This is a genomic window from Bradyrhizobium sp. SBR1B (assembly GCF_014198205.1).
Classification (GTDB): Bacteria; Pseudomonadota; Alphaproteobacteria; order Rhizobiales; family Xanthobacteraceae; genus Bradyrhizobium.
Window position 1 is genome coordinate 17,204 of record NZ_JACIHC010000027.1, and the last position, 20,207, is coordinate 37,410.

Here is a 20,207-nt window from a genome sequence, read left to right on the forward strand (position 1 = left end):
AAATCTCCTACCACTAGCGTCAGGCCGACTTCCGCTGCGGCCTGGCGGCGGGTTTCTTCGCGGCCGCCTCCTTCGCAGGCTTCTTGCCGGCGATGGGCATCAGCATCTCCTTCTGGCCCGCGAATTCCTTCTTCAGCTTCTTGGCGGCTTCCTTGCCGACTGACCGGCGCAGCGCCTCCATCAGATCGACGACGTTGCCCGCCGCCGGCTTGGACTTTGGCGTGATCGGCTTGCCGGCGCGCTTCTGGTTGATGAGATCGATCAGCGCGCTCTCGTGGTGGTCTTCGAACTTCTTGGGATCGAACCGCCCCGCCTTCTGGTTCACGATGTGGGTGGCGAGGTCGAGCATGTCCTTGGTGACCTTCACGTCCTGGATCTCGTCGAAATACTCCTGCTCGCTGCGCACCTCATAGGGATAGCGCAGCAGCGTGCCGACCAAGCCCTTGTCCTCCATCGGCTCCAGCGCGATGATGTGCTGGCGGTTGGTCAGCACGACCCGTCCGATCGCGACCTTGTCCATCTCGCGGATGGTCTCCTGGATCACCGCGAACGCGTCGTGCCCGACATTGCCGTCCGGCCGGATGTAATAGGGGCGGATCAGGTAGCGGGGATCGATGTCGGACCTGTCGACGAACTCGTCGATCTCGATGGTGCGCGTGGACTCCAGCGCGATCTCCTCGAGCTCTTCCTTCGACACCTCGATGTACTGGCCCTTCTCAACCTCGTAGCCCTTGACGATGTCCTCGTTCTGGACCTCGTCGCCGGTGTCCGCATCGACCTTCAGGTATTTGATGCGATGGCCGGTCCCGCGATTGAGCTGATCGAACGAGATCTTCTCGCTCTCCGAGGTCGCCGGGTAGAGCGCCACCGGACAGGTGACGAGGGAAAGACACAGGAAGCCTTTCCAGTTGGCGCGCGGGGCCATGTTACGCAGAACTCCATTGGGGGCCTGGATTCAAGACGAACGGCAGATGCCAGTTCCGACAGGCCAGCCTTTTCGGCGAAGATTCATCCGCACGGTCCCCTCGCCGGCAGCGGAAGCAAACGGATGCCCATTGACTCAGATCGAACAAATGAAGAACATGGAAGCATGTCTGCCGCTTCTGACCGCCCAGGGCGATCTTGAGCTCGCCGCCGATTAGGCCATCGAAGCCTGCGGCGGAGATCCCCGGGAGGCGATCAAGGCGTTGTTGATCGCCATCGACTTTCTCGAGGCCGAGGCCAACGAGCTGCGCGCGGCCGTTTCGAAAGGATATTCGCGCGGGAGGCATGGCCCGCAGCGCGAACGCAAGGAGTGACTGCGATGGACGTCACCTACTACGTGGCACTCCCGTTCGTCATGGCCGACGACGGCGTCGCGCCCGGCGAGGCGGTAGAATGCCTGAGCGCCAACGCCGCCGTCATGCGTGCCGAAGCGCTCTCCCGGAAACCAGGCTGCACAGGCGCGGTCGCCTTTTCGCGGACCGGAGACCCGTCGAGCGGCGAATTCGGTGACGCAAAGCTGATCCGGAAGTTCGGCGAGGTGCCGGACGACCTGAGCGCGCTCTGACGGGCGGCGACGATTCGGTTCACTTGTCACTTGGACCGGCCGTTCTCGGATCGAGCAGGTTCAGCGCCGTCTCGATCTGGGCGATCAGCGCCTGGATTTCCTCCCGCTCGTTCGGCCCGGGATCGCTCTCCAGCCGCTCCAAGAGCGCCTGTTTCCGCGCAAGCAGGTTTGCGACCGTCGACATCGCGCCTCCCATGTTTGGCATCTATAAAAGAGTTGGTGCGCCCACGACGAACTTGCCAGTCCTGGCTTTGCAAGGCCCGGCCGGTTACTTCCTGACAACTATTTCGCCGGCGACCGAAGTGGACCGTCCACCCACTTCCGGGCGGCGGGATCGTGCAGCGGATCTTCGTCGCAATCGGGGCAGACGTAGCGCTCCCCGCCTTTCGCGCCCTCGTCGCTCACAAGCTTCATCGGCCGCCCACAATGCGGGCACGGCTTCCGACAGCGCGTTTGCCGACTACGATATGGTGATCAAACTCGACCCCTTAGCTGACCAATCTCAGCATGTTGCGTGATGGCAGCTTCTGACCCGAAGCGGACTTGACCGCCCCAGATGCTGACGTCAGCCCGAGCGCAGTGATGCGGTAATCACAAGGGGATGGCGTATCCTCTCATTTCATTTCTTGATCTTGCCTATCACGAATGAAATCAATTGCCTGATCGCCGCCTCGCCGCGCTCAAAGAAGCAGCGTTCAGCCGTGGCTGCGACGCGCAGATGAGTGTCGCGTGTCAATTGTATTTTGACGTCTGTCGCCAGAGACTCGCGATAGAAGGTTATCTGTTCGCCCCAGAAATCTTTGAGGTCACTGGCTTCGAATTGGTACAAATCCAAAATAGGCCGCCCCGACGGTGGCCTGAGTTGGGAAATGCCGCGATATTCAGTGACCGCCGGCGTGTAACCGAGAAAAAGCCGCTGCCGAACGATCGGCTCGATGGTCTGATTAGTTATCACTACCTGTCCAATGTCCAGGCACGCCGGGATGTCAAACGGAGGTTTAAAGAACACAGACGCATTCCGCGCGACGGTCAGCGTGGGAACTGATCTATCGGGCTTCCCGTGACCACTAACCCACCCGATTTCGCCCCGTTCAAATGCGAAGGTCGTTGCCCCAAAGCGGAGCTCCAACAATCCTGATTGCGCCTCTTGCGCTGCAGACAGGTCGATTGGGGCCGCAAGCACCAGAGTGTTCGCTGATACCGCCCAATAGAGGGCTACAAAAAGCGAAACTGGAAGCTGCTGAAATGGAGTCGGCTGTTCATGGTGAGCTTCCAAGAGGAAGAGCATCCTTCGGTTTTGCCTTAACGCGTGCTAACCTCCGGTAAATTTTTCCGCTTCTGACCCGAAGCGGACGTTAGCTTCCTCGTCGGCGGCCTTTCCCGGCGAAGAGTATCAGTAGCGGATACGCCAGCGCGAGAATGAAGATCCCGTCGAACAAATAGATCGCCACTCCGCGTCCAGAGGGCGCTTAAGGCCCAAACGTAAACTCTCGTGCGTCACTGAACAGGATCGGCAGGTTGAGAACGGACGACGTGAAGCCACCGATCCAGCCGTCGCAGGTGAAGCCTTGCTGTCCATCGGACAAACTGCACCCGATGGATTTCAGGAAGGGATAAAAGAGAAGCTCCAAGGGGACTACAACGACGGCGATCACCACGATGCATAAGCAAGTCAGGCTCACGCCCCGGGAGACTTTGAGAAAGATCGACGGGCCATTTGGCTCATCGATAGTCTGCAAGTAAAAGAGCGAGCTTCGCGCCTTCGGCATAGGTCGAATTGGGATCTATGCTGATGGCATAACTTCTAACTTCATCGATCACGGCGCGTACTCGAGCTTCGTCGTTACAGCCGACAGTCTCTCGAAACCTTTTCATCAGGGAGGCATTGGCCACGACCTGCCTAACGAGCGGATCAAGTTCGGCGCTGCTACGCATCGTCTCATGCGCGACTATCGGCGCCGGGTCGTGCGAGGAGCCGGCCTTGCCGCTGACGAGTTTAAGAACTCCCCTTGGCTTTTCATCTCTCATGGAGTTGGTCTCGACTTGAGCCCGAACGCATCCCGCGTAACATTACCACGATAGCGCGCCACTTGGCGAGGTCGGCTATTGGCCCATCGCGACATATTGCGCAGCCCCACAAGTCGGTCGCTATAGGGGCAAAGCAGACATTGCTTTAGTCGCATCACGCCGCCCGGTTTATGGGTACACGGCCTAGTTCATCGGCAACCATTGGAGGGTGACTTGAGATAGTCGAAACGACGGTAACTCTGACTCCGCGTCGCTGCACCGTCTCCACTAATGACCGAAAATCGCCATCACCGGAGAATAATATTACCTCGTCGATCGACGCAGCTACTTCCATCATATCGACTGCGATCTCGATGTGCATATTGCCTTTCACCCTACGACGACCGCTGGCATCGACGAACTCTTTGGTCGTCTTAGTGACGACGGCATAACCATTGTAGTCCAACCAGTCGACCAGGGGACGGATCGAAGAATACTCTTGGTCCTCGATTATTGCTGTGTAGTAGGATGCACGTAGGAGCATTCCGCGCTTTTGAAACTCCTCCAGCAACCGCTTGAAGTCAATGTCGAAGCCCAGTGTCTTAGCCGTTGCGTGGAGATTGGGGCCGTCGATGAACAAGGCAATCCTGCTGTCGCGTAACATAATCGCAACCTGGTAAGTGAACCTCTATGCGTCACCACGATCGATGAGCGCCGCGAGCAACGAGGCACAGTAGCAAAGGAAGGTCGGTAGCTCTTGTTATTGTGGGCCAGTGATTTGCGTTTAGAATTATTGCGTACTTTCGGCCCTCCCCGAAGACCCACATCCGGGCGAGTGCGGCTATATTGCCAAGTGGGAGGGGCCCGGCGCGGCCTTCGAAAGCACTCTGATCGACCTCATCATCAGGAGCAGCGCTGGTAAGATGATCCGGCCAAGGGAGCGGCCGAAGCGGCGAGAACGGCGATCTGATGGAGGCTGAACGAGCCGTGAGTCTCTCCTAGAACCGGACTGCGAGGTTAGCACGGGCGGAAATATGGTCTCGTTTGCTGCGGTACGTGAGTCCGGAACTGGCCCATGACTGACTTGTGCGCGAACGCGGTGGAGTCCCGCGTGCGGGCATACCACCCATCGTGGATGGTCTTGCATGGCTGCGAAGAGACCGTACTGGCCATGGCGCACGAACCCGACCATGGATCCCTGAAATTCTGGCGACGGATCAACCCGAAGAAGTGATCCTCTCGTCTGCTGACGGGCTCGGCTGAGGACACCCGAGGAGGTCGACAATCTGGATGACCGCGCCCTTAGAGGAAGTTGAAGCTGCAGCGACCGCTTCCGGACCGGGACGCTGCGGATCGTCCCGCGAGGTGTGAAGGAAGACGCTGTGCCGGCGACCTGGACACCCGTAGCGCATCGACGCGCTTGACACCGAGGATGGCGTTCGAACAAAAATAGAACGAACGATTCTGCCGCGAAGGTCCGCTTGGCCAAACTGCCGCAACTGCCAGTCTACTATTATCTCGACCACTTCGCCGAAATGCTGGGGTTCGTGCAGCTGACGTACGCCTCCGTGCTCGGTCCGGAGCATCACGCCTTCATAGCGCGGTTCGAGGCCCTTCCGAGAGATGCGCGATGCCTGCTTGTCCGGATGATCAACAGGCGCGGTGCCATATTCAACCGATCCCTGTTCAGCTACCCCGAGATCGATGACGTCGAGCGTGCGGCATCCGATCTGACCGCAGCCGGTCATGCACGCGAGCTTGGCGACGCGGATTATGCGGCCTTCGTCTCATGCCTGCCAAAGGACATCCTCGTCACCGGAGCGCAGGCGGCCGGGCGAGGAGACGTCCGCAAATCCTGGTCGAAGCCAAAGTTCATCGACTATTATCTGCAAAGCATCCCTTTTTCGGTGGCCGCGCAGCACTGTGGCGCCCGCAACTTCATCGCGCTCGACGGGACGCGTCCGATCGAGTTCCTGCTCTACCTCTACTTCGGCAAGACACAGGTGAGCCTGAAGAACTTCGCGCTGCGCGACCTGGGAATTCTCCGCACCAACCGCCAGACCTCGTTCAGCGCGCGCTTCACCGATGCCGAAGAGGCGCTCGCCTCGTTCCATTACAGCCGGGTCCTGGACAGCCTGGAGGACGGATCGGAAGCTGTTCGCAGACAGGCCGCCATCGACGTGCTCGCCGGGCCTGCCTGCACGACCGAGTTCGCCTCCGACCTCCGCAGCCGCGTCGCGCACCAAACCGGGCACTTCTTCGAGAAGGCGGGCGAGAGCGATCTCGCCCGGCAGCTCTACCGTGCAGGTCCTTCCCCTGACTGCAACGAGCGCTTGGTTCGCCTGCTCTACAACACGGGCGACAAGGCCGAGGCCGAAGCGCTGCTGCAGCGGATGATCGATGAGCCCGGCAGCGATGGCGAACACCTCTTCGCCACGGACTTCTATGCCCGTAAGTTCGGCGGCAGGCGTACAGGGCTCTACACCGAACTTCTGAGGTCCGGCCGAACCATCACGGTCGACGACACCCATCGAGGCAATCCCGAAGCGGGTGTCGCCGGCGTGCTGCGGCGCAAGGGCACGAAGGTTTTCTTCACCGAAAACGTGTTGTGGCACACCCTGTTCGGCCTGCTCTTCTGGGACGAGCTGTTCGAGAGCACCCGCATGCCCAGCGGGTTCGATTGGCTACCCCACTGCCTGAAGGACCGCAGCTTCCGTCGGCTTTTCGCCGCGACGGTCGACGAGAAGCTGGCAGCCATCGCGTCCGGATCCGCCCTCCCGTTGATCCTTCGCACCGTTGCGGCAAGATGGGGCCGCCCGAACGGGGTCTTCAGTTGGGACCACGTGCAAGTGGAGGCGCTGCGCGCGCTGCTCGAAGGGGCCGATCCGGCCGGCATCGCCAGCATCGTCGGCAGCATGTGCGACGACTTCCGCGGCATGCGCGACGGCTTTCCGGACCTGATGCTTGTGCGCGACGGCAAGGTGTCCTTCATGGAGGTGAAGGCGGAAGGGGATGTGATCCGCCGTAACCGACTGACCCGCCTCCGCCAGCTCGGCGCTGCCGGCATCATGGCCGAGATCGGCCGGGTCGACTATCGCTTCGACCCTGAGCAGGATTATGTGGTGGTCGATATCGAAACCACCGGCTCATGGTCGAACGGCGACCGCATCACCGAGATCGGCGCGGTGAAGGTGCGCAACCACCAGGTCGTGGACGAGTGGCACTCTCTTCTCAACCCGCAGCGTTCCATTCCGGCAAAGATCGTTCAGCTGACAGGCATCACCAACGAAATGGTTCGGAACGCACCTTTGTTCGCCGAAGTGGCTGACCGCTTCATGGAATTCATGGCGGACGGCGTATTTGTCTCTCACAATGTCAGCTTCGACTATGGTTTCCTCGCCTACGAATTCGAGCGGATCGGAAGACGCTTCAGATTTCCGAAGCTCTGCACGTGCGCCGGAATGCGGCGGCGCTATCCGGGACACAAGTCTTACGGACTCGGGAAGCTTTCCGAGATCTACGGAATTGAGCTTGAGAATCACCATCGAGCCCTCTGCGATGCGCGAGCCTCGGCCCATCTGTTGAACCTCATCAATCAAAAGCGCAGCCAGGAAAGAAATATCGGTGAAGCCGCGTAGCGCTTCAGAACCGCACCTCGGGAAGCAGTTCCGCAAACAAATATTCCGATAATACGAATTATCGCTTGTGCCGTCGGGCAAAACAGTGGTTCATAAGGTGCTGGTCCTCGCAGATACCGGAGCCAGCCCGATGGCAAATGACGTCGACACCTCCTCGGAACTGTCCAAGATTGCGAAACTGAACGGTGACTTCCGAAGGAACTACGGCACTCTCATCGGAGCGATTTTGTATCTCCGCACCGTGAGCGCCGCCCGCCGAAGCCCTTGGCTTTGGGCTGGCCTGATTTCGGTCGCTTTTTCGACGGTGCTGAGCTGGTTGGGGCGGCACGGGTGGATTTTGCCAGCGTTGCCTTGATCGCCCCGAACAATGCTCCCTTCTCCCGATAAACCGCGCCGCGACGGCGACGAAGGGAGCTGGACGAGAGCCAGACGTAGCGTCCTGACTTCAACGAGGCAGGCAGTAGCACGTAGTCCTCGATCTCACGATTTTCCGCATCCAACCGCATCACGGCAAGGAGGCCCGATGAGATTTGTCTTCGATAGGCCTTCCATTGCGCGGCGTGGTCTTCTCCCCGACGCGCCAGCCGCCGTGCGATGAGAAACGAAACTATCCGCCTGCCTTCGACATCGAGGCCGATGCCGTCCAGAACGAGCTCCGGCTGAAGACGAAGGTCGTTTCGTAGCACTTCCGCGAGTTCGGCGGCATGCCTCGCTTGTTCGGAGCCCCAAAGCTCCCGGGTATCGATCCAGTCGCAGTCGCGCGGCGACGCGTATCCGATCAGCGCATACGCCTTCCGCAGCGATCCGAAATGCTTCACGTATGATGAGACGTGATTGAGACCGAGCGTCGTGTTGATGATGTGCGAGTTGAGCTTTCCGCGCCGGCGCAGGGTGAAGCGCAGGCGCAGCAACATCTCATTTTCGGGAATCTCCACGCGCCGTTCGGCCAGCAGTTTCTGGGCGCGTGCGAAGATGCCCGGATCCACGATAGGCTCGATCTGCGCAGCGCCTCGGACCCAGGTGTGATCCGGATTCTTGACCAGCTTCTGCCCCAACCGTCGCGAGGTGCGATTGTAGATGGTCTTGCCGACGTAGTTCTCGTTCGCGAGGATGGTCGGAATCATGCCGTCGGTCCAAGGGCGGCCGTTGTGATTGGCGCTTCCTGCGTCGTTCAGTTGTCGCCTGATGTCACTGTACGATCTTCGGCCGTGGACGAACTGATCGAAAATGGACCGGATCACGGCCGCCTCCTCAGCGGAGCCGTGCTGCAAACGAACGCGATCTGATTGCAGCGCCTTGAACTGGCCCTTTGCGAGGAAAGCCTTGGGATGCTCGCTTTCGTCGACCACAAGCGCCGAAGCCCATAACCGACAGGAGCACCGACCCGGTAACCGAGGCTCGCGACCCGGCAGTGTCCAGCGTGCACCTTGACCGAGAGTTCCCGGCTCCACTCTGCGGCCATGCCGCGCTTCAGGCTTTTCGCGATCCCTGAAACGAAGGTGCCGTCGTTCTTGAAGAGCTCCGCGCAGTATTCGACCTGCACACCACTCCGCTTGCACAGGAATTCGTAGTAGGCACTCTCGTCGACGTCCTGGAAGCGGCCCCAGCGACTGACGTCGTAGACGAGGATGTGATCGAAGTCGGCTTGCCCCGACTGAACGTCGTCGATCAGCTCGATGAGACCGGGCCGCCCCTTAATCCGGAGGCCGCTGCGGCCTTCATCCGCATAGGTGCGGACGATGGTGAGACAGTTCGCTTCGGCATAGGAGGCGATGGCCGTCATCTGGTTCTTGAGCGAGTAGCGCTGAAGCTCCCTCGACATTCGAACGTATTGTGCCGCCCGGCGCGCTCGGCTCCGCCTCGCCAAGCTTGTCCCTTTGGGAACAACGAGCCAGTTGCCCATGCACCTCTCCTGCGAGTTAGAGGTACCGCGCCAGCAAATACACCCCACGCGTTCTGAATAGCAACGCCGTTCGAACTGCGGGCAGCCGGCTTCCGGTGGCGGGCGCCCCTGCTGTTGTGCACAGCGCTGCGGAACACGGGGACAAGCCTCAGCCCAGCTGATTGCGAATCCCTGACCCGTGCTAACCGCCCGGAACGAGCGAGCGGGCGGAAGGATTCGTCCAGGCAGGAGCGATCTCGATGCTGATGACGAAAGAGAGAAGACCAGCGATCCGGACGCCGCGCGGCTGGGCGATCTCGATCCTGCAGGAGGCCGGCGCGATCCGCCAATGCGAGAAGCACGGATGGATGCAGGACCGGGCCGACCCGCATGCGCGAGAGCGGGCCTTCGACATCGCACGTCGGGATCCGCCGCCGTGCATCTCGCCGGAAGCAGCCGTGGCCGAGGTTCGCGATGTCCTGGATTCGATCGGCGACACCTGCCCGGAGTGTCCGCCGGAGGCCGACTAGACCGCTTCTTCCGTTCGGCCGGCGCCGCGGGTTGCCGCCCTTAGGCGTGTGAGCTCGCTCCACGCCAAAGCGGTCCGGATCCATGTCAGCCGCTCGTCGCCGTCGGTCTCCGCCGCGAGCCTCATCGCCGCGACCGCCTCGTCCTCGGGATCGTACTCGGGATTCATGGCACGAAAATATAACTGCAGATCGTAAACGACCACGCCCGGGTCGGACCGTACGAATCCGGAGCCGCCGACGCGCAGGGTCCCGGCTGGGGGATCTCTCTGGCTCATCGATCAGATTGACCGACGTCCTTTTTTGCGGTGAACAAAGCGATGCGGCGGGCCTCCTGCCACAGCTCGAGATCGGTCCCATCGAGGAGCTGGGCAGCCTGGCGTCTTGCATCGTCGTCGTCAGTGCAGGTCAGATCGATGCGGCCGGTGATGTGCCCGCGTTCGTCCATTTGGTAGACCCGATACTGCGCCATTGCCGTTCCCCGATGGGAACATTCTAGTCCGCGAAGGGCACCGTGCAAAGTCTTAGGTTGGCGCTGCTGCGGTCGGCCCGCCAGCTTGCGCCTCGATCAGGCTGAAGTACGACCGGGCAATGCCCGCCGCCTGAAGCGTCGCTCGACCGGCACGCCGGCGGCCGTGCGCGACAGCGCCGGCGACCGCATCGTCTTCCACTCGGCAACTTGTTGCTGCAGCTTGCGCGCGAGGTCGCGCTCCAAAGCTTCCGGGCTCTCTCGCCGCATCTCGATCGTCCGCATTGTCCTCCTCCTAGGCCGCAGCACGTTCGACCGGCCGCAGGCGCATCAGCTTGCCGCCCGGCGGATTCCGCGGGCCCTCGTCCAACGCGCAGAGCGCCTGGAGGATCTCGTCGATGGTCACCGGCCCCTTCAGTCCTTCCGGTGCCCGCAGCGACGGGCACGACGCGATGGCCGACGCGTCGGACGCCCATGACGCCAGGATGGCGCGCTTTTCGAAAAGACTTAGACCGGGATCAGACACTACGTCGCGCAGGTGCTCGAAGACGGTGCCGGGGTGAAGGATGGCATTCAGATCAATGACGTTGTTGTCGGGCGCGGTCGTCGGCCGCATGGCTTCCTCCGTTTCTGAGACGAACTGAGGGTTGCCGCGCGGGTTTTCCCGCGCGGCTCGATCAAGCCTTATTGCAGTCCGGTCAGGCCGCCTTGGATTCGATCTGGGTCACCTTGCCGGGCGCCGCGCCGTTGATCTCGATCTGCCGCGGCTTCATCGCCTCGGGGATCTCCCGCTGCAGGTCGATGAGCAGCAGCCCGTTCTCGAAGCGCGCACCCTTGACCTCGACGTAGTCGGCCAGCGTGAACCGGCGCTTGAAGTTGCGGTTCGAGATCCCGCGATGCAGGAAGGCCTTGTCTTCCTTCTCCGTCTTCCGGCCTTCGAGCGTCAGCACGTTGTGCTCGGCCGTCAGCGTGACCTCATCCGGCGAGAAGCCGGCGAGCGCGACCGAGATCCGGAAGCTGTTCTCGTCGATGCGTTCGATGTTGTAGGGGGGATAGGTCTCTTCGGCGGTCCGCTGGACCTCGTCGAGAGCGTCGAAAAGGCGGTCGAATCCGATGCTCGACCTCCACAGGGGAGTCCAATCATACCTCATATCCAAATCCTCCTTGGAGCAAGATGGGTACGAGCAGGCTCCGGACACCGTCCGGGCGCCCGTCTCAGCCGCGCGACCCCGAAGGCATCCCGCGACGTCGGAAGAATTTGGAATCCGGCAAAAAGTTTCAAGAGGCACGATGCGATTTTTGTCGCCCGAAATTCGGATAGTTAATCCCTCGTCGCGATCAAGCGAGAGGCTTTTCAAGGGGCTGACGGGCCGAACCCGCCTTCTACGCGACTTCCGCTGCGGCCTGGCTGCCGATTTCTTCGCCGCGGCCTCATTGGGCTTCTTGCCTTCGATCGACATCAGCATCTCCTTCTGGCCGCTCGGGGCCTTGCGGGGCTTCTTGGCCGGCTTGGCCGCCTTCGCTGGCGCGGCCTCCTGACCGACGGATCGGCGCAGCGCTTCCATCAGGTCGACGACGTTTCTCGCAGCGGGCTTCTCCTTCGACGTGATCGGCTTGCCTGCGCGCTTCTGGTTGATCAGGTCGATCAGCGCGGTCTCATAGTGATCCTCGAACTTCTCCGGATCGAACCGCCCCGCCTTCTGGTTCACGATGTGCTTGGCGAGATCGAGCATGTCCTTGGTGACCTTCACGTCCTGGATCTCGTCGAAATATTCCTGCTCGCTGCGGACTTCGTAGGGGTAGCGCAGCAGCGTGCCGACGAGCCCCTTGTCCAACGGCTCGAGCCCGATGATGTGCTCCCGGTTGTTCAGCACCACCCGACCGATCGCCACCTTGTTCATTTCACGGATGGTCTCGCGGATCACCGCGAAGGCATCGTGGCCGACCTTGCCGTCGGGGCGGATGTAGTAGGGGCGGATCAGGTAACGCGGATCGATGTCGGACCTGTCGACGAACTCGTCGATCTCGAGGGTACGCGTCGACTCCAGCGCGATCTCCTCGAGCTCCTCTTTGGTGACCTCGATGAACTGGTCCTTCTCGAGCTGGTAACCTTTAACGATGTCCTCATTCGGCACCTCGTCGCCGGTGTCGGCGTCGACCTTGAGATACTTGATCCGGTGACCGGTCGCCCGGTTCAGCTGGTTGAACGAGATCTTCTCGCTCTCCGAGGTGGCCGGATAGAGCGCGACCGGACAGGTCACCAGGGACAGACGCAGGAAGCCTTTCCAGTTGGCGCGCGGGGCCATGTACGCAGAGCTCCATTGGGTGGCCTGGATTCAAAGACGAACGGCAGCCGGCAGTTCCGACATTGTGCCGTCGCGAGGCCGATTTCATCCAGCTCGGCCTGACGCCAGTGAAGACCTGTTCCCTGGTCGAGGACTCATTCCTTCTGCGACGGCTTTGGCCAAGTCACAGGAGCAGGGCCCAGCTCATCCAAGAGCTTGCGCGACTGCGCCAGTCGCTCCCTCGAATGAGCCAGCATGGTGCGTGTGAGTTCGGTGCCGGCGCTTGTTTGCTCGCGCGCGTGCGCGACATAGGACGCGAAGATTTCCAACTCATGGGATGCCCGCATGCGACTTCCCCCGGTTGCTTGTCCGCGGATTAACCTACGTTAAGAAATGGGTTGAGGCACTCACAATGTACAGCCGCCGAGCACGACGGGCGCGGGCCGGCGGTGGCAGATTTGGGCGGACAGCCCCATTGACTCCGTCGGAACAAACGAAGAGAAGTCATGCCCGCTGCACCCCAACCTGCCGCGCCCGCCGAGGGCGACCTGGAGCTTGCCGCTGACCAGGCCATCGAAGCCTGCGGAGGCGACGCAAGGGAAGCGGTCAAGGCCCTTATCGTCGCCAACAACTTCCTCGAGAGCCAGCTCGAAGAGCTCCGATCGAATGTCTCGAGCGGCTACGCCCGGGGGCGGCTCCCGGGAGCACGCGAATAGAGGGGCGATCCAGATGACTGACGTGACCTATTGCGTCGCTCTACCATTCATTTTCTCCGACGACGGCCTAGCCGCTGGCGAGGCGGTCGAATGCTTCAGCGCCAACGCCGCTGTCATGCGAGCCGAAGCGCTGTCCTGGAAGCCCGGTCACGCCGGCGCCATTGCTTTCTCGCGGACCGGAGACCCCTCGATTGGCGATTTTTCCGACGCCAAGCTGATCCGGAAGTTCGGGGACGTCCCGGACGATCTCAGCACGCTGTGACGGACGTCGCGATGGTTTCCGAAGTCAGCGAACCCTCCCATCGAAAGCTCGACTGGGCGCGCAACGAGATCGAGCGCATGCGCGGTCAGCTCCGCGCCCAGGAGCGCGAGATCCGCATGCTGCAGCGCGCTGGCGTCGCGACGGCCTCGGCCGAACTCCTGCTGACGAGGATGCGGGCGAGGGTCGAAGACCTCTGCGGCCAGCTCGATGCGTTGCGGAAGGGCGCCGCTGCTCGACCACGCGAAGTTGAGATCGGTCAAAGCGAACCGCGCTCGAAGGCGTAGAATTGGTTTTGTACCGAGCGGCATGCGCGCGCCGGTGCTGTTACGGTTGCGGAGACCCGGACTCCTAGGCACTCCGGGCTCCGCCCCACAGTTTGCGACCGCAGATACCGCGTCGGCCCCGAGAGCGATCCGCGGGCACGTTCGATGGAACGAAGCCCGGACCTGCGGGTTGGACGGCGAAAGCATTTGGACAGTTTGAGAGAACGATCGGCCTCGGCAGCAATACGGCTGCCGGGTCTGCGTTCCGCGCTATTCCTCGCTCGGGGCGGCGGCATCTCCGGGCTCGAGCAGGCTGAGCGCGGTCTCGATTCGCGCAAGCAGCCGTTCGATTTCCTCGCGTTCGTTCGGTCCGGGATCGCTCTCCAGCCGCTTCATGAGCGCCCGCTTGCGCGCAAGCAGCTTTGCCACGGTCGACATCGCGCCTCCTCGCGTTTGGAACCTACAAACGATTTGGTGCGCCGCCGACGAGCTTGCCAGTCCTCGCCGCGATTTGTCGGTACATGGATCAGGCAGAGCGCTGAGCGTGGTCGGGATCGCCGCTGCTTGCCAGGAGCTTGCCGGTCGTGCTGTTGACGAAGTGCAGCGCCATGCAGGCCGGACAGCGCACGGGTACGTAGGTGTTTCCCGGCGGCGCCTCGGGCCGATCGTCGTCGAGCCGGTGCTGGACGTTCATGCCGGTGCGCCGACACTTGAACAGGATGTGGCGCTCCATGTCGCCAGCATGCGCCCGGTCGTGAGCGAGCGAAATTGCGGATGATTACTTAAGGGCTCCGCGGCGCAGGCCTTCGGGGCTGGGCAAGGCGATGGCGACCGCGCACGGTTCCTCGTTCCGAACGGCGCCACCGCGCCCGGGATTCACATAGGAAGGTGCAGTACAGGTGGCGGGCTGAGACGATGCAACAGGCGAAAGTATCGATCCCGGCGTTCGGCTTTCGCAAGAACGGCCGAGCGACCAGCGGCCTGGGGCTGGCTTAGGCCGGAGGCGCTCGACCGCCTGGCCGCGGGGCAACCCCGCGGCCAGGCACTAAGGTATCGATCGCCTCCGCGAGGTTCAGCGTCTCAAGATACGCGCCGGAGATTAAATTTCGGACAAGGCGAACCGGGCGACCAGAAGCAAGGCTGCTCTGGCCCGAAGCCGCCTCCGGATTTGTCCGGGCGAGCTTCACCGCTTGGCGACACCCCGCCAGACCTTGCCCGTGTACGGCCCGATGAAGTTTCCGGATTGCATGCAGGCATTGCCGGCGGCGCTACACTTCGCGTCCGCGTCCGGATGCCGGGAGCCGTCCTGTTTGCAGTGCGCGATGGCTTGAGAGCACGTCTCGGCGGACGCGGGCCAGGCGACCAGGCAGACCAACGAGAAGACGAGGACTGACAGCAATCGCATGGCGCAACCTCGGGTTCGGTCGAGCGACCATACCAGAACGCTCGCTTGGCAAAGGCACTCCTACTTGGCCGGTGCCCGTAGCGGGCTATCAGCCCACCTGCGGGCGGCGGGATCGTGCATTGGATCGGTATCGCAGTGCGTACAGACATAACGCTGCCGCTCCGCTGCGAGATTGTCCGGGACAGCCGTCATCGGCTTGCCGCAGGTGGGACACAGCTTCCGGCTCGAAAACAGCACAGCCATCGGATTTCCCCTGCTGGCCGCAGCGTAGGTCCATCCGGGCTCCGGCTGCAACAGTCTCGCGGAAAGTTGTCAGCGATCTCCTCGCCTCTTGACCTCTCCGCCGCCGGAGATTGAAATCGGGCTTTCAGTGATTGTTGCGGGGGTGGCGTCGTGGAAGAGTTCTACAGAGGCTTCGCGCAGCGAGCGCGCGATCTGGCGGAGAATGCGGACCCGTTCACCAAGCGTCGGCTGCTCGACCTGGCCAAGAGCTACGACGCCAAGAGCAAGCCCGCCGGCAGCGCCAGGCCGCTGCCGCCTCCGCGCACCAGCCCGCCCTCTACGCTCTTCGCTGGCGCCGGCGCAGCATGAGAAGGGGCGGAGCCGTAGAGATCAAGTGCGACGCCTGCGGTGGCACCGGGCACCAACCCGCGGAAGAGACCGGCACTGGCCGTAGGATCTTCCCGGGCCGTTGCACGAAATGCGGCGGCAAGGGACGGATGCCCAAGACGGAGTGAGCTTCGCTCTCTGTCGGCTCCCGCCATTCCCGTGCGCGGCTCAGAGATCTTAGACCCTGAGCGACGTCTGGCTGGCCCTGAGCTCTCATGGCACAAGACCGTTTGAACAGCCCTCCAGCCACGCTCGCCCAGCCGCGCTTGCGACGGGAACGACCACGCAATTGCATCGTTCGACATGCGTAACTGTTGGTATCCCTAATGAGCCGCCAGTGAGCGTACTTCCAGTGAGCGTACTTCTCGTCGAAGACGACCCCCTGATCCGCGAATTCGTCGTCGAAGCGCTGCGGGATGCGGGCTATCACGTCATCCACGCGAGCACTGGCGAGGAGGCTTTGGAGTGGTGCAAGCGCCACGTCGCGGACGTGCTTGTCACCGACGTCAGGCTGCCCGGACAGGTCGACGGATGGCAGATCGCGGAGCGGTGCCGCGAGCACGATCCGGAACTGCCGGTCATCTATGCCAGACCTCATGTCTCTCCTCCTCTGCAGGAATTCGGAAGCGCGGATTGCGACTACCTTCGACTCGAACGTCACGTTGCCTCGCGCGTTCCTACCATTGCGGTGCGACCGTTCTTCTTTTCCGCTGGAGCCATCAGCCTTCGGCGTCGTTCTGGGATCTTCGTGGGCGGCGCCTGCCTGCCCCTCCTCTCTCAGCCGCGACGGCCTTGGCGCGCTCCTCGCAGCGGGCGCGCAGTTCCTCCAACTCGTCCGCGGAAAGATGTTCGATGCCGACGAAGGAATTCTGGACACTGCCGGTTCGGATGAGCTCATCCAGCTTGACCTGGATCGCAGCGCTGTCCCGGTTCTGCGAGTTCTGTATCAGAAAGACCATCAGAAAGGTCACGATGGTCGTGCCTGTATTGATGACGAGCTGCCACGTGTCAGAGAAGTGGAAGAGAGGTCCGGTAATGGCCCAGATGACAACCACCGCGCAGGCCAGGACAAAGGTCGATGCGCGGCCGGCCGCTTGCGAGGCCCCGTTTGCGATCGACGCGAACAACCGGCGCGGGCGGCGGCCGCTTTGTTGACGTCGCATGTAATCCTCCCTTTGGTCTACAATCAAACGCGCCCGTGAACAGCACCGCTCACGGGACGAGCGGAGACGCGGGCGTGCCGAGGTGTTCGGAAGCGACCGAGATTTGGGCAGGCCTGGCGGCGGCGAGAAGCCGCCGATAATGGGTCTCATAGGTCCGTGCCATCCGGTCCGAGGTGAAGCGCTCTTCGAACCGCGCCCGGACCCTGCGCCGGTCGATCCGAGTTAGCTCCTTCACCGCACGGACCGCCTCTGCTTCGTTCTGGACAATGACCCCCGTCACTCCTTCGTCGATGACCTCCGGCACGGATCCGGCCCGATAGGCGATCACGGGCGTCCCGCATGCCATCGCCTCGATCATCACCAGGCCGAACGGCTCGGGCCACTTGATCGGAAACAGCAGGGCCGCAGCGGCCGACAGAAACGGCTGCTTGCCGCGCTCGTCCACCTCGCCCACGAGTTCGACCCGAGCCCCGTCGATCTCCGGCTGAATCCGCTTCTTGAAGTAGCCGGTTTCGCCGCGAGGCACCTTCGCAGCGATCCGCAGCGGCATGCCGGCCGCCCGGGCGATCCGGATGGCGTCCTCGGGCCCCTTGTCCGGCGTGAGCCGCCCGAGAAAGGCGAGGTAGGACCCGGGAGCGTAGGACGGCCGAAACAGGCGGGCCGGCAAGCCGTGATGCACCGTGCCGCACCAGTTCGCGTCCTCGAGCGGAGCGCGCTGTTTGTCGGAAATGGAGACGAAGCACGCCTCAGGAAACTGCCGAACCACCTCGCCGATGCCAGGCAGGTCGAGGCGCCCATGCAAGGTAGTGAGGAACGGGATCCCGCACCTGCTGAGCGCGGGCAGATGCAGCCAGTCGACATGGGCGTGAACAACGTCGAACTCGCGAGCGCGACGCGAGACCGCTTCGATCAAGAGCGTGCAGGCCGTGTTCGGGTCGATCCGCGGGCGACCCAGACGCAGCGCGCGCGGCCAGACAGCATGCAGTTCTCCGCGTGTCCTGGAATCGCCACTCGCGAACAGGGTCACCTCATGACCGAGCTCGACCAGCTCGTCGACCAGCCAGGCCACGACCCTTTCCGTGCCGCCATAAAGCTTCGGAGGAACGCTTTCAGCCAACGGAGCGATCTGGGCGATCCGCATCGGCCTCCGCCTCAGCTCTCCGCGGCACTGCGCGACGTCGCGCATACCAGCAGAAGGCCGGCGACAATCGCGATCAGAACCGCTCCGGCCGATAATTCGGCATGTCCGTGCGCTCGCCGGCGACGCGCGAAAACCGTTCTCATAGGGCCTCGCAAATCGATCCCGACCAACGGTGACGCTGCGGCTTCGTTCCTGCGCGCGCCTGCGAGGACCGCCTCGCTAGGCGACCGGCACCCCATAGTAGTCGTCGACCGAGCGCCTCGTTTGGGCGTCCCAGCTCCAACTGCTCTCGTCGCCGTATTTGGGAGCGCCCGTGAGCTGATCCTGCGTGACGCCGGTGACGTATCCGCCAAGATTGGTGTCGTATTTCAGCGTCTGCCAAGGCAGCGGATAGTGATCGTCGCCGATGCCGAGCAGGCCGCCGAAGCTGAGCACCGCGTAGGACACCTTGCCGCCGACCTTGTCAATCATGACGCGCTCGATGTAGCCGACCTTCTGCCCGTCGGGCCCGTACACGTTCGTGCCTTCGACCTTGTCGCTTCCGATGAGACTGGAGGTCTCGCGATCTTCCATGGCCATGTTGGCCTCCTGGATGTTGCTGTCTTCGGAGTCAACGGAGGTCACGTCGCAACCGTTCCTGAAGCGGCAGCCGGGACGACCGTGACGCTGCGCCGGCGCGGTCAGCCGTCCTTCAGCGCGTCCTTGACATCCCTCATGGGCCAGCTGTCACCGACGGGCCTCACGCGCACCTTCCCGCCGCCCCCGATCAGCTCATGGGTGGCGACCTCGTCCGCGGCTTCGACGACCGTTAATTCGGTCTCGAGCTTCCAATCGAGGGTCAGGTCGAGATCGCCCGGAAAGATCTGCCAGCGCGAGCCGTCCTCGAGCTCGACGATGTGGCTCTCCGAATGGGACCGGATCTTCATCCGAGGCGTCCCTGAGCAAAGACCCGCGGCCGCTACCTCTGCCCCGACGGTGCCCGGGCATTCGAGTCGTTCGGGTTCTTCTGCTTGTTGGCCTCGTGACGGCCGATCACGCATCCCGCCGCCGCCCCAAGCTTGCCATGACCGGCCATGTGGCCCGCGACGCCACCGACGATGGCTCCCTTGATGCAGCCCTTCGCTTCCGCCGGCGAAACCGACGCCAGCGCCAGCAGGCACAGGACGGCTAGGATTGGCTTCATGGTCTCCTCCATTATGCGCTTGTCCACCGGATCAAGCCGCGGGAAAGAGGCGCGTTCCCGGCGACCGAACTGCTCAGGCGGCATCGAGACCGCCAGGCGCCGAGACCGGCGACAGGGGAGCACGCCGGAGCCGCCCGGCTTCCTCGGTGCCGCACCTGGGACATTTGAAGGCGATCTCGCGCTGCGAGAACGTATCCTTCCCGGAGCTGACCGCCATCGGCCACGCGCCGCACCTCGGACATTTGACCAGTAGATCGTTCGTTTCCAGCATCGTGTCGGCTCCTCAACTTGCGCCCCCATTTCCGGCCAACGAGGCGGTGCTGCAGCCGTTCCCCGCAGCGCGCGCAGGACTGCCATCGCATGGACGGGCCATCGCCCGGCGCACGATTCGTCCGCTGCGTCTCGACGATGCGTCTACTGAACACCATCTGATTGTTACGCACGAGGTCATAAACGTAGGCAACGACCGGGGGCAGCTTGCTCGGATGTCGAAGCAAGCCAAAGAAGTGCTCGAAGTCGACAAACTCGATGCGGTCGCCGATCGTGGCTACTTCGACGGAGAGGAGATATTGGCCTGCGAAGAGGCTGGCGTTGCAGTCACCTTGCCAAAGCCCATGACGTCGAACGCCAAGGCGGAGGGCCGGTTCGGCAAACAGGACTTCGCCTACCTGCCCGATGAGGATGTCTACCGCTGCCCATCCGGCCAGCTGTTGCCGTATCGCTTCACCAACATCGAGCATGGAATGACACTGCGCCGTTACTGGTCGAAGGCGGCATGCCAAGGCTGCGCGATCAAGAGCCAATGTACGCCGTCCAAGGAGCGCCGGATCACGCGCTGGGAGCATGAGCATGTGGTCGAGGAGATCCAGAGACGGCTTCCCCACTTCCTGATGAAGCGCCTACGGAATGTCGCCGCCGAGATGGCGCTGCATGTTCTCGCCTATAATCTCACACGGGTGATGAACATCGTCGGCAAACCGAGCCTGATTGCAGCCATCCGCGCCGCCTGAAGGCCGGAAAGTGCGTCCAAAAGCGCAATACCGCGTCGCGATACCTACTTTGGCCGGTCATTAGACGATCCGACGCGAGAACCTCGGCCGCCTGCAGT

At 62.5% G+C, this 20,207-nt stretch carries 25 protein-coding genes and 4 pseudogenes; 9 read left to right on the forward strand and 20 right to left on the reverse strand.

Going from position 1 to position 20,207, the window contains the following annotated elements; translation table 11 throughout:
• Window positions 1–19 precede the first annotated feature (19 nt).
• Complete coding sequence (locus tag GGD61_RS36810) at window positions 20–925, reverse strand: Ku protein (protein ID WP_183232154.1); 906 nt, start codon at window positions 923–925, stop codon at window positions 20–22.
• Window positions 926–1,303: 378 nt separating this feature from the next.
• Between GGD61_RS36810 and GGD61_RS36820 the strand changes: the two genes are divergently transcribed.
• Window positions 1,304–1,549, forward strand: a complete 246-nt coding sequence (locus GGD61_RS36820; RefSeq protein WP_183232155.1) for a hypothetical protein — start codon at window positions 1,304–1,306, stop codon at window positions 1,547–1,549.
• A gap of 19 nt (window positions 1,550–1,568) precedes the next feature.
• On the opposite strand, the gene GGD61_RS36825 is transcribed toward GGD61_RS36820, so the two are convergent.
• From GGD61_RS36825 to GGD61_RS36840, 4 genes and pseudogenes are all read right to left on the reverse strand, one after another.
• Complete coding sequence (locus tag GGD61_RS36825) at window positions 1,569–1,733, reverse strand: hypothetical protein (protein ID WP_183232156.1); 165 nt, start codon at window positions 1,731–1,733, stop codon at window positions 1,569–1,571.
• A 435-nt stretch (window positions 1,734–2,168) separates the two neighbouring features.
• Window positions 2,169–2,837, reverse strand: coding sequence for a hypothetical protein (locus GGD61_RS36830; protein WP_183232157.1), 669 nt, complete (start codon window positions 2,835–2,837; stop codon window positions 2,169–2,171).
• 434 nt (window positions 2,838–3,271) lie between these two features.
• A complete protein-coding gene (locus tag GGD61_RS36835) occupies window positions 3,272–3,577 on the reverse strand; it encodes a hypothetical protein (RefSeq protein WP_183232158.1) in 306 nt (101 codons plus the stop codon).
• 178 nt (window positions 3,578–3,755) lie between these two features.
• A pseudogene (locus tag GGD61_RS36840) lies at window positions 3,756–4,220 on the reverse strand (NYN domain-containing protein); the annotation flags it as partial.
• Window positions 4,221–5,037: 817 nt separating this feature from the next.
• Here GGD61_RS36840 and GGD61_RS36845 point away from each other — a divergent pair.
• Entirely contained in the window at window positions 5,038–7,194 is a 2,157-nt protein-coding gene (locus GGD61_RS36845; RefSeq protein WP_183232160.1) for an exonuclease domain-containing protein, read from the forward strand.
• 212 nt (window positions 7,195–7,406) lie between these two features.
• Here GGD61_RS36845 and GGD61_RS36850 read toward each other — a convergent pair whose 3' ends face one another.
• Together GGD61_RS36850 and GGD61_RS36855 are read right to left on the reverse strand one after the other, a co-directional pair.
• The gene (locus tag GGD61_RS36850) at window positions 7,407–8,435 is read right to left on the reverse strand and encodes a recombinase family protein (protein ID WP_312012787.1); all 1,029 of its coding nucleotides are present in this window, start codon (window positions 8,433–8,435) and stop codon (window positions 7,407–7,409) included.
• A complete protein-coding gene (locus GGD61_RS36855) occupies window positions 8,432–9,097 on the reverse strand; it encodes a recombinase family protein (protein WP_183232162.1) in 666 nt (221 codons plus the stop codon). The genes GGD61_RS36850 and GGD61_RS36855 overlap by 4 nt, the downstream gene beginning before the upstream one ends.
• Before the next feature lie 239 nt (window positions 9,098–9,336).
• On the opposite strand from GGD61_RS36855, the gene GGD61_RS36860 reads away from it, so the two are divergent.
• Entirely contained in the window at window positions 9,337–9,606 is a 270-nt protein-coding gene (locus GGD61_RS36860; protein ID WP_183232163.1) for a hypothetical protein, read from the forward strand.
• Here the strand turns inward: GGD61_RS36860 and GGD61_RS36865 are convergent.
• From GGD61_RS36865 to GGD61_RS40915, 6 genes and pseudogenes are all read right to left on the reverse strand, one after another.
• Window positions 9,603–9,881, reverse strand: coding sequence for a hypothetical protein (locus GGD61_RS36865; RefSeq protein WP_183232192.1), 279 nt, complete (start codon window positions 9,879–9,881; stop codon window positions 9,603–9,605). The genes GGD61_RS36860 and GGD61_RS36865 overlap by 4 nt on opposite strands.
• Window positions 9,878–10,075 carry a hypothetical protein gene (locus GGD61_RS36870; RefSeq protein ID WP_183232164.1) on the reverse strand — a complete coding sequence of 66 codons (198 nt, stop codon included), beginning with the start codon at window positions 10,073–10,075 and terminating at the stop codon, window positions 9,878–9,880. Before GGD61_RS36870 ends, GGD61_RS36865 begins: the two co-directional genes overlap by 4 nt.
• A gap of 96 nt (window positions 10,076–10,171) precedes the next feature.
• Window positions 10,172–10,357 (reverse strand): hypothetical protein, encoded by a 186-nt coding sequence (locus GGD61_RS36875; protein ID WP_183232165.1) that lies wholly within the window; start codon window positions 10,355–10,357, stop codon window positions 10,172–10,174.
• Window positions 10,358–10,367: 10 nt separating this feature from the next.
• Complete coding sequence (locus GGD61_RS36880) at window positions 10,368–10,688, reverse strand: hypothetical protein (protein WP_183232166.1); 321 nt, start codon at window positions 10,686–10,688, stop codon at window positions 10,368–10,370.
• Window positions 10,689–10,770: 82 nt separating this feature from the next.
• On the reverse strand, window positions 10,771–11,223 hold the full coding sequence (locus GGD61_RS40910) for an Hsp20 family protein (RefSeq protein WP_246786143.1): 453 nt from the start codon (window positions 11,221–11,223) through the stop codon (window positions 10,771–10,773).
• Window positions 11,224–11,460: 237 nt separating this feature from the next.
• Window positions 11,461–12,378 (reverse strand): annotated as a pseudogene (locus tag GGD61_RS40915) (Ku protein); the annotation flags it as partial.
• 485 nt (window positions 12,379–12,863) lie between these two features.
• Between GGD61_RS40915 and GGD61_RS36890 the strand changes: the two are divergent.
• From GGD61_RS36890 to GGD61_RS36900, 3 genes are read left to right on the forward strand one after another with little or no spacing between them, the layout of a single operon-like run.
• Entirely contained in the window at window positions 12,864–13,073 is a 210-nt protein-coding gene (locus tag GGD61_RS36890) for a hypothetical protein (protein WP_183232168.1), read from the forward strand.
• Between the two features lie 13 nt (window positions 13,074–13,086).
• Window positions 13,087–13,335, forward strand: coding sequence for a hypothetical protein (locus GGD61_RS36895; protein WP_183232169.1), 249 nt, complete (start codon window positions 13,087–13,089; stop codon window positions 13,333–13,335).
• Window positions 13,332–13,619: a hypothetical protein gene (locus tag GGD61_RS36900; protein WP_312012785.1), complete on the forward strand. Its 288-nt coding sequence runs from the start codon at window positions 13,332–13,334 to the stop codon at window positions 13,617–13,619. Before GGD61_RS36895 ends, GGD61_RS36900 begins: the two co-directional genes overlap by 4 nt.
• Before the next feature lie 249 nt (window positions 13,620–13,868).
• Here the strand turns inward: GGD61_RS36900 and GGD61_RS36905 are convergent, their stop codons facing one another.
• Window positions 13,869–14,036: a hypothetical protein gene (locus GGD61_RS36905; RefSeq protein WP_183232171.1), complete on the reverse strand. Its 168-nt coding sequence runs from the start codon at window positions 14,034–14,036 to the stop codon at window positions 13,869–13,871.
• 88 nt (window positions 14,037–14,124) lie between these two features.
• The gene (locus GGD61_RS36910; RefSeq protein ID WP_183232172.1) at window positions 14,125–14,331 is read right to left on the reverse strand and encodes a hypothetical protein; all 207 of its coding nucleotides are present in this window, start codon (window positions 14,329–14,331) and stop codon (window positions 14,125–14,127) included.
• 1,065 nt (window positions 14,332–15,396) lie between these two features.
• On the opposite strand from GGD61_RS36910, the gene GGD61_RS36915 reads away from it, so the two are divergent.
• Complete coding sequence (locus GGD61_RS36915; RefSeq protein ID WP_183232173.1) at window positions 15,397–15,594, forward strand: hypothetical protein; 198 nt, start codon at window positions 15,397–15,399, stop codon at window positions 15,592–15,594.
• Between the two features lie 370 nt (window positions 15,595–15,964).
• Window positions 15,965–16,186, forward strand: a pseudogene (locus GGD61_RS36920) (response regulator); the annotation flags it as partial.
• A gap of 145 nt (window positions 16,187–16,331) precedes the next feature.
• Here the strand turns inward: GGD61_RS36920 and GGD61_RS36925 are convergent.
• The 5 genes from GGD61_RS36925 to GGD61_RS36945 all read right to left on the reverse strand — a co-directional run bounded on the left by GGD61_RS36925 (window position 16,332) and on the right by GGD61_RS36945 (window position 19,099).
• Complete coding sequence (locus tag GGD61_RS36925) at window positions 16,332–16,775, reverse strand: low affinity iron permease family protein (RefSeq protein ID WP_183232174.1); 444 nt, start codon at window positions 16,773–16,775, stop codon at window positions 16,332–16,334.
• Window positions 16,776–16,824: 49 nt separating this feature from the next.
• Window positions 16,825–17,916: a glycosyltransferase family 4 protein gene (locus tag GGD61_RS36930; RefSeq protein ID WP_183232175.1), complete on the reverse strand. Its 1,092-nt coding sequence runs from the start codon at window positions 17,914–17,916 to the stop codon at window positions 16,825–16,827.
• Window positions 17,917–18,135: 219 nt separating this feature from the next.
• Window positions 18,136–18,495 (reverse strand): PRC-barrel domain-containing protein, encoded by a 360-nt coding sequence (locus tag GGD61_RS36935; RefSeq protein WP_129142811.1) that lies wholly within the window; start codon window positions 18,493–18,495, stop codon window positions 18,136–18,138.
• A gap of 101 nt (window positions 18,496–18,596) precedes the next feature.
• Window positions 18,597–18,842 carry a hypothetical protein gene (locus GGD61_RS36940; RefSeq protein ID WP_183232176.1) on the reverse strand — a complete coding sequence of 82 codons (246 nt, stop codon included), beginning with the start codon at window positions 18,840–18,842 and terminating at the stop codon, window positions 18,597–18,599.
• Between the two features lie 32 nt (window positions 18,843–18,874).
• A complete protein-coding gene (locus GGD61_RS36945; protein ID WP_183232177.1) occupies window positions 18,875–19,099 on the reverse strand; it encodes a hypothetical protein in 225 nt (74 codons plus the stop codon).
• Between the two features lie 416 nt (window positions 19,100–19,515).
• On the opposite strand from GGD61_RS36945, the pseudogene GGD61_RS36950 reads away from it, so the two are divergent.
• A pseudogene (locus GGD61_RS36950) lies at window positions 19,516–20,109 on the forward strand (transposase); the annotation flags it as partial.
• Window positions 20,110–20,207: the final 98 nt, after the last annotated feature.

Bases quoted from the DNA above. Each gene is read 5' to 3' on its own strand.
- GGD61_RS36810 (WP_183232154.1), bottom strand. From the start codon at position 925: ATGGCCCCGCGCGCCAACTGGAAAGGCTTCCTGTGTCTTTCCCTCGTC.
- GGD61_RS36820 (WP_183232155.1), top strand. From the start codon at position 1,304: ATGGACGTCACCTACTACGTGGCACTCCCGTTCGTCATGGCCGACGAC.
- GGD61_RS36825 (WP_183232156.1), bottom strand. From the start codon at position 1,733: ATGTCGACGGTCGCAAACCTGCTTGCGCGGAAACAGGCGCTCTTGGAG.
- GGD61_RS36830 (WP_183232157.1), bottom strand. From the start codon at position 2,837: ATGCTCTTCCTCTTGGAAGCTCACCATGAACAGCCGACTCCATTTCAG.
- GGD61_RS36835 (WP_183232158.1), bottom strand. From the start codon at position 3,577: ATGAGAGATGAAAAGCCAAGGGGAGTTCTTAAACTCGTCAGCGGCAAG.
- GGD61_RS36855 (WP_183232162.1), bottom strand. From the start codon at position 9,097: ATGGGCAACTGGCTCGTTGTTCCCAAAGGGACAAGCTTGGCGAGGCGG.
- GGD61_RS36860 (WP_183232163.1), top strand. From the start codon at position 9,337: ATGCTGATGACGAAAGAGAGAAGACCAGCGATCCGGACGCCGCGCGGC.
- GGD61_RS36865 (WP_183232192.1), bottom strand. From the start codon at position 9,881: ATGAGCCAGAGAGATCCCCCAGCCGGGACCCTGCGCGTCGGCGGCTCC.
- GGD61_RS36870 (WP_183232164.1), bottom strand. From the start codon at position 10,075: ATGGCGCAGTATCGGGTCTACCAAATGGACGAACGCGGGCACATCACC.
- GGD61_RS36875 (WP_183232165.1), bottom strand. From the start codon at position 10,357: ATGCGGACGATCGAGATGCGGCGAGAGAGCCCGGAAGCTTTGGAGCGC.
- GGD61_RS36880 (WP_183232166.1), bottom strand. From the start codon at position 10,688: ATGCGGCCGACGACCGCGCCCGACAACAACGTCATTGATCTGAATGCC.
- GGD61_RS40910 (WP_246786143.1), bottom strand. From the start codon at position 11,223: ATGAGGTATGATTGGACTCCCCTGTGGAGGTCGAGCATCGGATTCGAC.
- GGD61_RS36890 (WP_183232168.1), top strand. From the start codon at position 12,864: ATGCCCGCTGCACCCCAACCTGCCGCGCCCGCCGAGGGCGACCTGGAG.
- GGD61_RS36895 (WP_183232169.1), top strand. From the start codon at position 13,087: ATGACTGACGTGACCTATTGCGTCGCTCTACCATTCATTTTCTCCGAC.
- GGD61_RS36905 (WP_183232171.1), bottom strand. From the start codon at position 14,036: ATGTCGACCGTGGCAAAGCTGCTTGCGCGCAAGCGGGCGCTCATGAAG.
- GGD61_RS36910 (WP_183232172.1), bottom strand. From the start codon at position 14,331: ATGGAGCGCCACATCCTGTTCAAGTGTCGGCGCACCGGCATGAACGTC.
- GGD61_RS36925 (WP_183232174.1), bottom strand. From the start codon at position 16,775: ATGCGACGTCAACAAAGCGGCCGCCGCCCGCGCCGGTTGTTCGCGTCG.
- GGD61_RS36930 (WP_183232175.1), bottom strand. From the start codon at position 17,916: ATGCGGATCGCCCAGATCGCTCCGTTGGCTGAAAGCGTTCCTCCGAAG.
- GGD61_RS36935 (WP_129142811.1), bottom strand. From the start codon at position 18,495: ATGGCCATGGAAGATCGCGAGACCTCCAGTCTCATCGGAAGCGACAAG.
- GGD61_RS36940 (WP_183232176.1), bottom strand. From the start codon at position 18,842: ATGAAGATCCGGTCCCATTCGGAGAGCCACATCGTCGAGCTCGAGGAC.
- GGD61_RS36945 (WP_183232177.1), bottom strand. From the start codon at position 19,099: ATGAAGCCAATCCTAGCCGTCCTGTGCCTGCTGGCGCTGGCGTCGGTT.